A 12,442-nucleotide genomic window follows, 5' to 3' on the forward strand; every position below is an offset into this window, starting at 1 on the left:
TAGAAGTTCTTCGAAAAATTAAATACACAAATGAAAGGAAAATACTAGGAGAATTTTATGTCAATTGCAATAAATATCATTGCCGGAGTTAATGCAGCTCTTTCAAGCATAATAACGTCAGGAAATGAAGCACATGTAATAACCAAAAATGAAGAAAAAAGTTTTCATATTGGAGACAAAGACATTTTAAAAAAAATGGTTGAACTAGAATTAGGTAAAAAACCTTTTGCTGCATATTTACATGGACCGACATCTTTTGGAAATTTGTACACAAAAAATGCATGGCAAGAAGTAGAAACTCACCTAACAGTAAGAAATGCGTCTATAACAAAATTTGAAAGCAGACCTTTTCTTGTAGAAACTAAATATTTCGCAAATCTAAGTAAAATAAAGGCTCAATTTAATGCAAGTATTTCAGCAAATGTTACTAACACAATTGAGTCTAATTGGAGCCATACAAATACTATTTCTTTTGATCAAGCATTTAATTATGGCATCCAATTTAATGGTGCAGGCTTAGGTGGAAACACAAATTTGCATTATGAGCATTCATGGGGAAAGGGAGGTTCTAAAACGGAATCATTTACAATAGGATCTTCATCAGGTTTATTAGTCGATTTAGAACCAGGACAAAATGTAATTGCCGAATTGCTTGCAAGTAAAGGAACGATTTATGCCAAAATTGAATATGAAACACACTTAGAAGGTGATATTGCAACCAATTACTTTTTGAAATTAAATGGAAGTCACTACTGGGCCGTTCCAATTATGCGCGCTATGAAAAACTATGGTCTTGAAAATTCAAAAAAAACAGAAGAAATAATTACGGTTGATTTTTATTCAAATTCAAGCGTAATTTTAAAAGATACTTCTGGTACTTTATTAAAGCAATTTTTCTTAGATAAGCAAGGGAATGTTTTATCTACTATTGATTTCTTAAAAAATAAAACTTTCTAAAATAAAAAACTATTTAAACGACAACAAAATTTAAAATTCTGTTAGCTACATAAATCGTTTTTTTAATTGTTTTTCCTTCTAAAGTTGCTTTAACATTAGCGTTGTTCATGGCAGCTTGTACTGCTTCATCTTGTGAAGCATTTAAGTTAATTAAAATTTCACCCCTATGTTTTCCATTGATTTGAACTCCAATTTTTACTTCATTATCAATAGTTAGAGCTTCATCATAAGCTGGCCATGTTGATAAAGAAAGAAATGGATATTCTTCATTATTTGGGGATATCTTTTCATCAAGGATACATTTATACCAAAGATCTTCTGCTAAATGAGGAGCAAAAGGGCAAAGTATTTTTAAAAATTGACCTAGTAGTTCTTTGTTTTTGCATTGAGAATCAGCTACATTATTCAAGAAGATCATCATTTGTGCTATTGAAGTATTAAAACTTAAATTTTGAATGTCTTCTGTTACTTTTTTAATAGTTTTATGTAGAATTTTTTTATCTTCTAAACTAGCAGGTTCCTCGTTTAATAAACTTTTTCCTTCATCGTTTAAGTAGAATCTTTCTATTCTACTTAAGAAACGATGAATTCCTGCTAAATTACTATCATCCCAATCTTTAGTTTGAGTCAAAGGTCCCATAAACATTTCATAAACTCGAAGAGTGTCTGCTCCATATTGCTCGACAACTTCGTCAGGGTTAATACCATTTCCTTTTGATTTTGACATTTTAGCGCCATCACGACAAATCATCCCTTGATGGACTAATTTTTGAAAAGGTTCATCGACTGGACAGACTCCGGCATCGTATAAAACTTTTGTCCAGAATCTTGAATATAATAAATGTCCGACGGCATGTTCTTGACCTCCTATATAAAGATCAACTGGCATCCAGTATTTTAATTTATTAAAATCTCCAATTGAATTAGAATTAAAAGGATCAATGTATCTTAAAAAATACCAACTACTACCAGCACTACCGGGCATAGTATCTGTTTCAATAAACTCAGTTTCACCTTTTTCATTACTTCTTTGTACCCAACTTGTTATTGCAGATAAAGGGCTTTTCCCATCTCCTGTGGGCTCATAACTGCTGACTTCAGGAAGGGTTAAAGGAAGTTCATTATCATTCAATGTTCTAATGATATTTCCTTTTGAGTCTTTTAGAATTGGTATTGGTTCACCCCAGTATCTTTGTCTACTGAATATCCAATCTCTTAATTTGTAAGTAATACTTTTTTCGCCAATGTTGTGTTTAGTTAAATGGGAAATTATTTTTTCTTTAGCTTCATCAACAGACAAGTTATTTAGAAAATCTGAATGAATAAGAAACCCATCTCCTGTATATGCTTCATTATTTATGTCAATTTTTAAGTTATCTGCTGAAATTACTTGGCGTATTTTTAAATTGAATTTTTTAGCAAATTCATGATCCCTAACGTCGTGCGCAGGAACAGCCATAATTGCACCACTACCATATCCCATTAAGACATAGTCACTGATCCAAATTTCGATTGGCTCATTTGTCACAGGGTTTATTGCAAAAGAACCAGTGAATACTCCAGTTTTTTCTTTATTTAATTCTGTTCTATCAAGGTCGCTTTTTCTAGAAGATGCTTCGCAGTATTCTGTAACTTTAGATTTTTGGGTTGCTGTAGTAAGTTTTTTTACTAATGGATGTTCAGGAGCAATTACCATGTAGGTTGCACCAAACAGAGTGTCAGGTCTTGTAGTAAAAACTTCAATTTTATCTTCAGGAAAGTCTTTAATTGTGAAGTATACTTTTGCTCCAACAGATTTTTTGATCCAATTGCGTTGAATTTCTTTAGTGGATTCTGGCCAGTCTAATTTATCGAGATCTGCTAAAAGCCTTTCTGCATAGGAAGTTATTTTTAACATCCATTGTTTCATCGGGATGCGAAATACAGGATGATTGCCTCTTTCACTTTTTCCATCAATCACTTCTTCATTTGCAAGAACCGTTTTTAATGCTGGGCACCAATTAACAAAAACTTCAGCTTGATAAGCCAAACCCTTTTTATGCAGTAATGTAAAGATCCATTGCGTCCAATGATAAAAATTTGGATCACAAGTAGCAATTTCTTTATCCCAATCATAAGAAAAACCAAGACTTTGCAATTGTTTTTTGAAGTTTTCTATTGAACGATATGTTACTTTAGAAGGATGTTCCCCAGTATCAATGGCATGTTGTTCAGCGGGTAAGCCGAAAGCATCCCAACCCATAGGGTGTAAAACGTTATAACCTTGCATACGATAGTATCTGGAGACAATGTCTGTAGCGGTGTAACCCATTGGATGCCCAACATGCAGACCTGATGAACTAGGATAGGGAAACATGTCCAGTGCATAGAACTTAGGTTTGTTAAGATTTTCAGAAGTTTTAAATATTTTCTTATTTTTCCAATGCTGTTGCCAGAATGGTTCTAACTGCTTGTGTTGATAAGACATGAAATTCCTCAAATACAAAAGAAAAAGAGAATGCACCAAGAGACAGATTTCGGGGCAATAGAAACAGTTATATTACTAACAAAGAACAAATAAATGCGGAAGTATCATTTGCAAGTTGAGTAGCTTTTTAAGCATCTTGAAGGGAAATTTGTGACGACCAAACATTTTGTCACATGTTTGTCACAAAATGTTTACAATAACTTGTCGAAGAGCTAAAATCAGAAATGCTTTCTAACACTGACATTTAAATTTTTTAGGAATTAGCATGCGGCTATCAAAAGATAAACTAGATTCTCTTTGTAAAATAAGGGACAAGTCTGGTTCTCGCTTTTATGAATTTTCTACTTCTTGGTGGGCTTTGTTTTTTTTCTTTATTTTGGTATCTGGTTGCGTTTTATGGAATCAACTCATACCATTTGAAAATCTAAAATTCGACCCCTATCCTTTCAATGGGTTACGAACTGTATTGGCATTAATGGGAGCTATTCAAACCCCTCTATTACTTCTTTACAGTAGAAAATCTACAGATTATAGAAAGCATTTGCTTGAACAAGATTTTGAACTTGAAAAAAAAATATTCAAGAAAATAGAAATTATGGAACGTGAAATGCGGAACAATCATAATGAATATTTACATGAATTAAAATATTTTTCAAAGATGAATAAAAAAATGAATAGAAAAAGAAATGCAATAAAATTAGAGCAAGTAACAGACAAGAAAGATTTTATTTCGCTAGAACAAACGCAAAGGGATTCTTTACAGGCAAAGAAGACTGAAAAGAATGAAAATATGACTGCTTAAATGCTTAATATTAATTCACCACATTTGCTACTTTAGGATGGCTTTTTTTCACATCTTTTACCGCAAAATATTTTACTAAACAAATTAATAACAAACTAAAAACAAATTGGCTAATAAGATCAAAGTAAATAGATTCATTTTGGCTTTTGAAATAGGCAAAAATTCCAATAGCGCTTAAATGAAATGGTAAAAAGATATGATATATAAAATTAAATTTGAATGATTTTTTTACTATATCAATTATTAAAGTACCAATAAAAAATACATAGAAAATAATTATAGTATATTTCAATGCTAAAGTGCCGCACCATAGAAGCATAATATTAGAAAAGTAGAAACTAAAAAAAGAAATTAAATTGAAATGTTTTACTTTAAAATTACTTGAAAAATTACTAGCTGATCTTGAAAAAATTACATAGATAGGAACATATGCCATTGTGAGAATAATAAGTGCGCAAAGAATGGCAATCATATTTTGCCAACCAGAAACTAAAGAAATAAAAACAAGTCCGATTAATAAATTTATTATATTAGCAATATAAGGGGAGCCAAACCGGTTTTTTGCAGAGATAAAAAAAGGAAGAAATCTGTTTTCAGCGATATTACCAAGGACTCGTGAAGCGGAAATTTTATAGCTCAAACCTGTTCCAAATGGTGAAACTATTGCATCTGCATAAAGTAGTACGCTAATAGAAGCAAAACCAAAAATAGCAAGCAAACCAGCTATAGGGCCAGCATCGCCTGCAAATTTAATATTAGCCCATCCATTTGCAATATATTCATTTGGTAAGGAGAGATTAAAAGAAATTTGAATTAAAACATAAACAAAACATGCTATTAAAATAGAACCAAAAACAGCAAATGGAACATTTTTTTGTGGATTATCTGTTTCATTTGCAAGAAATATTGCAGTTTGAAATCCGATAAATGAAAATGCGATTCCACAACCCGAAATTGCACTTAACATACCTGATATTCCGCTGCTGAATAAGTCAGTAGATAGATTTCTAATTGCATTAGTTGGATTATTAAATATAACAAAAATAAAAATACAGGCAACAAAAATTGGAATAAAAACTTTAAAAACAGTAATAATTTTATTAAATTTACCCACAGTATTTATTGCAAAAATGTTTATGAAAAAAAGAAGGATCATTAAAAAAAATGACAATGCATAGCCTTGTGGTGTTAATGCAAAAGTGCTTTCATTCGTTTTTATCCAGGAAAAATAATTTGAGGCATATTGAACAGTGGCTTGAACTTCAATTGGGGGAATTAATGCGGTCCAAATCCAAGTGATTAAACTTACTAAAACTTTCCCACTTTTTCCAAATGAAAGTTCAGAAGCATCAGACAATGAATTAAAATTCTTATTAAGAATAACTTCAGCATAACTTAGTGCAATAATGCCACACATGATGCCACCAAGAATCCATGAAAGAATGCCAGAATTTCCTGCAGCTTTTGCAGTATAAAATGCTCCATATAACCAGCCCGAACCAATAATAGATCCAAGTGATAAGAATAATAAATTCATTCTCGTAACTTTATTCATATTTTATTCCTATTGCAAAATATATAATGGGAATGTTGTAGAAAAATTGTATTTAATTTAGGTTATAAAAAATAAATTTATAAAATATACTCTCCTTTCTCAGAAAATCATTTTGAACAATTAAGATAAGTTATAAAAATAATAAAATCAACAATTTTTCAATTGGTAAAAATTTAGTTGATTTACTGTTACTTAAATGTTTCTTAAAAAAGATGACCAAAAATTTATGAATTAATGTAACAGTATGAAATTATGTTAATTTATTATTTCTAATGACACTTGAAAATATTTCCTAGTTATTTTTTTTCATAAAAATCGATAATTAAATCAGAGTAGAGGCAAATTTAGCTGAAGGGTATTAAAAATTATTAACAAACTGCGATTGCTAATAAAAAATTTTTCCAAGAAGAAAGACTCTCGTATTAAAGGGTTATGGGAGCAGTTTGATAGTAATCCCGAATTTCAATTGTTGTTTAATTCAATGAGTGAGGGAATTGTTGTTCAAAATGAAAATGGAGTTATAATCCAAAATAATCCTGCTGCATTAGAAATTTTAGGTCTTACTGCAGACCAACTTTATGGGCGAACCTCTTTTGATCCGAATTGGAAAGCTATCAAAGAAGATGGAACTCCTTTTCCAGGAGAAGAGCATCCGGCAATAGTTTCATTGCGAACTGGAAAACCAGTTCTAAATGTTATTATGGGACTTAAATTGCCAACAGGAACAATGCGTTGGATAAAAATTAATGCTATAACAATTAAAAATATTGAAAGAAAAAGAGTTCTATCAGCATTTACGGATATTACAAATCAATTCAAAATGAATAAAGAACTTGATTTCATTTCGCAGAACTTAAAAAATCTTTTTTTTATAATAGGATCAAATGACATTATTGATAAAACTGAAGTTATATTTCAGAATAAAGAAATATTTAATTTTCTTAATGATAGTTTTATTCTTTACGTCACTGATAAAAAAGGAAATATAGTTAATGTAAATGAAAATTTTGTGAAAATATCAGGTTTTTCAAAAGAAGAACTGCTTGGCAATAATTTTAGTATTTTAAATTCAAATATGCATGAGAAAGAGTTTTTTAAACAATTGTGGTCTACAATTTTAGAAGGTAAAACTTGGAAAGGGCAAATTAATAATGCGAAGAAAGATAAAACAATTTTCGTTTTAGAGGTTATTATTTTTCCTTTAAAAAACCTAAAGGGAGAAATTATAAATTTTTTAGCTTTTAGCAATGATGTTACTTATCAAGCCCTCAATACAATTCGATTAATTGAAGCGCAAAAAACTGCAAAAATAGGATCTTGGGAGTTTAATTTAGAAAATTTTTTACAAATCTGGTCTGATGAGCACTACAGAATTTTTGAAATATCTCCAAATCAAAGTCCCGAAAAATTATATCAAATGTATAGAAGTAAAATTCATCCAGAAGACTTAAATCAACTTGACTTACACATAAACAAAGCTATTAAAGAAGGAACAGGATTTGTTTTTAATCACAGAGTTTTACTTGATGGTGGCAAAAGAATAAAATATGTCCAAGGGATTGCAAAAGTAATTAAAGATCAAAATAATCATGCAAAATTTTTGATCGGCACTTGTCAAGATAGAAGTGAGTTTATCAAACTTCAAGAAGAAAATAAGCTATTACTAAAAATGTTGAAAATTGGTATTTGGAAGTATAGTATCAAAGAAAGTAAGTTTTTTTGGGATAATTTAATGTATGAACTATATGAAATTTCGGCAGATGATTTTGATGGTAATTTTCAAACATGGCTAAATTTTATTAAATACGATAAAGACATAATTGCAGAAAATTTTAAAAAAAACTTATCAAGTGATTTAGAATACTATTCAAATTTTGAAATTAAAATGAAGTTTTCAAACAGAAAATTTATTGGAAATCGAGCCATAAAAATAAAGGAAGAATTTTCAGAAGAAACTTATTTATATGGCATTAGTTGGGATGATACTGGAGGGTCACTGAAAGAAATTGAGCTTTTAAAACAAAAAGATTTTATCGAAAAAATTTTATATAATATACCTTGCATGATTTTTGTGAAAGATTATCAAGATAATTTAAAATTTAAAGTTTTTAATAAAGCTGGAGAAAATTTTTTAGGGGTATCAAGCTCTGACTTTATTGGAAAAACAGATTATGATTTTTTTCCTAAAGATCAAGCAGATTTTTTTATAAGCAAAGATAAACAAGTATTTATTGATAAAAATGTAATTGAAATACCAAAAGAAGAGATTAGTACAAAATTTGGTAAAAAATGGCTTAGAACATTTAAGGTTCCAACTTTCGACAATTATGGGAATCCTAATTTGTTAATAGGACTTTCCTTCGACATAACTAATGAACTTATACAACAAGAAAATTTGAAAAAATTGATAGATGAAAATGCAGCAATTTTAAGGAGTACAAAGCTTGCTATTATAACTACAGATTTATGCGGAGTTATTTTAAGATACAATGAGGAAGCAAAACGAATTTTACAATATGAAAATCATGAAGTTCTGAATAAATTCAATGTTACTAAATTTTTTGTAACTAGTGAAATAAGTAATTTGGCTATTGAACATTCAGATACAAATAAAGATTGTTTAGAAAATAATTTTTCTATAATTATTTGTGAAGCAAAAAAAGAAATATTTGAAGAAAGAAAATGGAATTTTATTAAAAAAGATGGAAGTAGAGTCTTAGTTAGTATAAATTTTTCTCCGCTAAAAAATAGTGAAAATGTTATTTATGGATATATGTTAATTGCAAAAGATCTAACTGATGAATTGTTAATGCAACGTAAATTAGATGAAGAAAGGACAAAGGCTATACACAACTCAAAACTTATGTCTTTAGGGGAGTTATCAGCCGGTATTATGCATGAAATAAATAATCCATTATCAATTATTTCATCTAGCATACAGCTTTTGAAAAAAAGTAAAGATAATCAAGAGCAATTTGAACAACGATGTATGCAAATTGATAAATCTGTACAAAGAATTTTAAAAATAGTTGCCGGTTTAAAAAGATTTTCTCGTTCTAATTCTAATGATTTGCGAGAGTTAATTTATCTTTCAGATGTAATTAATGAAGTAGTAATAATCATGAATGCAAAAATAAAGGATAATTCAGTTGATCTTAGAATAAATGTTGTTTCAGAAGGAAAAATAGAAGGTGACTTTGTTGAATTAGAACAAGTTTTAATAAATTTAATAAGCAATGCAGCTGATGCAATAAAGAAACTGCCAGATAAATGGATTACAATTAATTTATTTAATGATGATTTTGAAAAAGAAGTAGTATTACAAATTATTGATTCAGGTGCAGGTATTTCTGAAGAAATTAAAGAAAAAATATTTAATCCTTTTTTTACAACTAAAGAAAAAGGAGAAGGAACAGGTCTTGGTTTATCAATATCAAAATCAATTATTGAGAGGCATAAAGGTATCCTTTTGGTTAATACAAAATTTAAAAATACTTGCTTTGAAATTCGCTTACCTAAAGCTGTTTATAATGAATAATTAAATATCATTTTCAAAATGCGCATAAATTATTGCGCCTGAAGCGGCAAAACTAAATGCCATTAATGTACCAAAAATTGGGATGTAGCACCAAACTCCTAAACCTACGCAAAGACCCCAATGTTTTATTCCAAATAAAATTCTTTTCTTCAAAGGTAAATTTAGTAAAAGTAATGTTCTATCAATATTATTCCAACCTAAATACCAAATTGCAAAGAAAAAAACCACTGGTGCAAAAAATTGGACAAAGAAAGAAAGGATAAAAAGCGAAAAGATAATAACCGCTTTTGTAATTTCTGAGATGATACTATCTATAAAATCCATGAAAGTTTGTTTAGGTACTTTTTTTCGAGAAAATTTTTCATAAGCATTTTGTGCTATTAAGTCATAAACAGGACTTGCAACAGCATTTACAAAGGAAGTTCCAAATATCCCATAGAGTAAAACTCCCAAAATCCAAACAAACAGTTCTAAAAAAGTTGTATTAAATAGTGGACTAAAAAAACTTCCTTCCCACTTTTGTGCAAGCGAATGGAATAAAGGAATAAGCCATTTTGCTAAAATAATATTTCTAACAATCCAAAAGTAGATTACTACATTGATCAAATGAGGAGCGATGCCTAAAAAAAGCATTGCTTTATTATGTTTAAAAAATTTGACAGAATAAATAGGGGACTTGAATCCCAAAAGTAGTTGTTTAAATACTGCGATAGACATTCTACCCTCCTTACTGCGGTAGAATAATGTTATAAACGGAGACTCTCAATGGCCTCTTCAACTGAGTTAAAAAATAAAGCTTCAATCCATAAAATTACGCCTAAAAATGTAACAGAAGATAGAGAATATTTAAAAGAGTATGTCCATGTCTTACTTTTAGGAATTACGTTTTGTGCTTTTATTTCAATTATAACTTACAACCCATCCGATCCAAGTTCATTTAATATTAGCTCGCATTCATACCAAAATTCCCACACAGCGTCGAATACATTTGGTCTTCTTGGTGCTTCAATTGCAGATTGGAGTTTTCAAGTTTTTGGTCTTGGTTCCATGGTCTTTTCAATGGTGTTTATTATACAATTACTAAATACTTTTCGCAGACCAAGGCAAAAGAGTAGATTTGCTTTAAGAGTTCTTGGTTATCCTCAATTAATCCTTTGTTATTTAAGTATCATGTCAATTATTCTACCATCATTACATTTCAGAGGAGTTGAAATTTATTCAGGTGGTATATTAGGCCATTTAATATCAAGCTTTTTTCTTACTTATATTGGGAAATCGGGAAGCATTATTGCCTTAACTTTTTTAGGAACAGCAAGTTTAACTTTAGCATTAGGGATTCGACCTTTAACTACTCTTTCTTATTTGTTTTCTCTATTTCCCTCAAAAGCAACTAAAAATATCAGTAAAGCTTTTGCAGAAGGTCAAATTGATTCAGGATATTCTTCTGATAACGAAACTGCGCAAAATCAAACAAAAGTAACAGTATTAAAAACAAAGCCGCAAGAACATCAACCTACAATTGGGGAAGAACAACAAAATACCTTCTTTCAATCTGATATTACATTTGCAAATATTTCTCCAAATACTTCTTTTTTAATTAATAAAAAAGATTTTGATCATTTACTTTCAAAATTAGACTATCACAAATCATCAAGTCAAAAGAAACAACCTGAAGTTGAAGCGCAAAAATTAAGGGCTGAAGCAAGACTTATTGAAGAAAAATTAGCTACTTTTGGCGTAAAAGGTTCTGTTCTTAAAAGTCAAAACGGTCCTGTAATAAATTTACATGAATTTGAACCTGCGTCTGGAATTAAAGTGAATAAAGTTCTTGCATTACAAGATGATTTAACTTTAGCACTTAAGGCTCAAAGTGTTTTGATTGGATTACAGCCTGGTAAAAGTTCTTTAGGTATAGAACTTCCTGCATCAATCAGAGAAACAGTCTCTTTAAAGGAGATAATGGAATCCCCCTTGTTTCAAAATCCAAATATTCCTTTGCCTGTTGCTTTAGGAAAAAATGTGGATGGCTCGCTCCTTATTTCAGATTTATCTTCAATGCCTCATCTTTTGGTCGCAGGTTCCACCGGTTCAGGAAAGAGTGTTTGCATTAATGTTATGCTTCTTAGTTTAATGATCAGTAAAACTCCTAGACAACTTCGGTTATTATTAGTTGATCCAAAAATGCTAGAATTATCCATTTATGATGGAATTGGGCATTTACTTATGCCTGTGGTAACAGAACCAGATAAAGCTGCAGGAGCATTAAAATGGGCTATTGAAGAAATGGACAGGCGTTATAGGTTGATGAAAAATTATCAAGTAAGAAATATTTTGGCCTACAATAATGCTGTTACTAATGGTGAAATTAAGCAAACGGACCCAAAACAGCCGAAATTAGATTTACTACCATATATTGTTGTCGTAGTAGATGAATTGAGTGATCTTATGATGACATCTCCAAAAGATGTGGAAGACAGCATTCAGCGCTTAGCGCAAAAAGCTAGAGCCGCAGGAATTCATTTAATTTTAGCAACGCAAAGACCTAGTGTAGATGTCTTAACAGGTGTCATAAAAGCAAATTTACCATGTCGCTTAAGTTTTCAGGTGGCTTCAAGACACGATAGTCGCACAATTATTGAAAATATTGGAGCAGAACGTCTTTTAGGAAAAGGTGACATGCTTTTCTTACCGCCTGGAATAAGTAAAGTAGTTCGTGCGCAATGTGCGTTTGTTGCTGATAAAGAAATAAATACTCTATCTAACGAATTAAAGAAATTATACCCACCTATTTATGAAGCAAATGTAATTCAAGATATTGAAAGAGTTTCTAAGGATCTTGTAAGACAAAAATCTGACAAACTAAGCGAAATTGGTACACTCACAAGTTTTAATGAAAATGAGACTATGGACGAGAATACATTGTATGAAAAGGCTGTAGAATTTGCACGTGAAGCTGGAAATGTGAGTACATCAAGTATTCAGAGAGAATTCCGAATAGGTTATAATCGAGCAGCACGTATAATGGATAGAATGATATTAGAAGGTATTGTTGGTCAGGCTGAAGCGACAGGAAAACCTCGACCGGTAATTAAGCGTTTTTGATCTTTGCAGCATAAGGAATGT

7 protein-coding genes are annotated in these 12,442 nt (G+C 30.4%); 4 read left to right on the forward strand and 3 right to left on the reverse strand.

What is annotated here, in order from left to right:
• Nucleotides 1–57 precede the first annotated feature (57 nt).
• On the forward strand, nt 58–957 hold the full coding sequence (locus tag QEJ31_RS08140) for a hypothetical protein (protein WP_280589241.1): 900 nt from the start codon (nt 58–60) through the stop codon (nt 955–957).
• Between the two features lie 13 nt (nt 958–970).
• On the opposite strand, the gene leuS is transcribed toward QEJ31_RS08140, so the two are convergent.
• Nucleotides 971–3,424, reverse strand: a complete 2,454-nt coding sequence (gene leuS / locus QEJ31_RS08145; RefSeq protein ID WP_280589243.1) for a leucine--tRNA ligase — start codon at nt 3,422–3,424, stop codon at nt 971–973.
• Nucleotides 3,425–3,689: 265 nt separating this feature from the next.
• Here leuS and QEJ31_RS08150 point away from each other — a divergent pair, with 265 nt between their 5' ends.
• Nucleotides 3,690–4,226, forward strand: coding sequence for a DUF1003 domain-containing protein (locus QEJ31_RS08150; RefSeq protein WP_280589245.1), 537 nt, complete (start codon nt 3,690–3,692; stop codon nt 4,224–4,226).
• Between the two features lie 10 nt (nt 4,227–4,236).
• Here QEJ31_RS08150 and QEJ31_RS08155 read toward each other — a convergent pair whose 3' ends face one another.
• Complete coding sequence (locus tag QEJ31_RS08155; protein WP_280589247.1) at nt 4,237–5,781, reverse strand: APC family permease; 1,545 nt, start codon at nt 5,779–5,781, stop codon at nt 4,237–4,239.
• Between the two features lie 382 nt (nt 5,782–6,163).
• Here QEJ31_RS08155 and QEJ31_RS08160 point away from each other — a divergent pair, with 382 nt between their 5' ends.
• Nucleotides 6,164–9,319 (forward strand): PAS domain S-box protein, encoded by a 3,156-nt coding sequence (locus QEJ31_RS08160; RefSeq protein WP_280589248.1) that lies wholly within the window; start codon nt 6,164–6,166, stop codon nt 9,317–9,319.
• On the opposite strand, the gene QEJ31_RS08165 is transcribed toward QEJ31_RS08160, so the two are convergent.
• Entirely contained in the window at nt 9,320–10,036 is a 717-nt protein-coding gene (locus tag QEJ31_RS08165; RefSeq protein WP_280589250.1) for an EI24 domain-containing protein, read from the reverse strand. It lies immediately after the preceding gene.
• A gap of 48 nt (nt 10,037–10,084) precedes the next feature.
• On the opposite strand from QEJ31_RS08165, the gene QEJ31_RS08170 reads away from it, so the two are divergent.
• Nucleotides 10,085–12,421, forward strand: coding sequence for a DNA translocase FtsK (locus QEJ31_RS08170; RefSeq protein ID WP_280589251.1), 2,337 nt, complete (start codon nt 10,085–10,087; stop codon nt 12,419–12,421).
• The last annotated feature ends 21 nt before the right edge of the window (nt 12,422–12,442 follow it).

The organism is Pigmentibacter sp. JX0631 (assembly GCF_029873255.1).
Lineage (GTDB): Bacteria > Bdellovibrionota_B > Oligoflexia > Silvanigrellales > Silvanigrellaceae > Silvanigrella.

Excerpts from the sequence above, each read along its gene's own strand:
- QEJ31_RS08165 (WP_280589250.1), bottom strand. The coding sequence starts at position 10,036 with ATGTCTATCGCAGTATTTAAACAACTACTTTTGGGATTCAAGTCCCCT.
- QEJ31_RS08170 (WP_280589251.1), top strand. The coding sequence starts at position 10,085 with ATGGCCTCTTCAACTGAGTTAAAAAATAAAGCTTCAATCCATAAAATT.
- leuS (WP_280589243.1), bottom strand. The coding sequence starts at position 3,424 with ATGTCTTATCAACACAAGCAGTTAGAACCATTCTGGCAACAGCATTGG.
- QEJ31_RS08150 (WP_280589245.1), top strand. The coding sequence starts at position 3,690 with ATGCGGCTATCAAAAGATAAACTAGATTCTCTTTGTAAAATAAGGGAC.
- QEJ31_RS08155 (WP_280589247.1), bottom strand. The coding sequence starts at position 5,781 with ATGAATAAAGTTACGAGAATGAATTTATTATTCTTATCACTTGGATCT.
- QEJ31_RS08140 (WP_280589241.1), top strand. The coding sequence starts at position 58 with ATGTCAATTGCAATAAATATCATTGCCGGAGTTAATGCAGCTCTTTCA.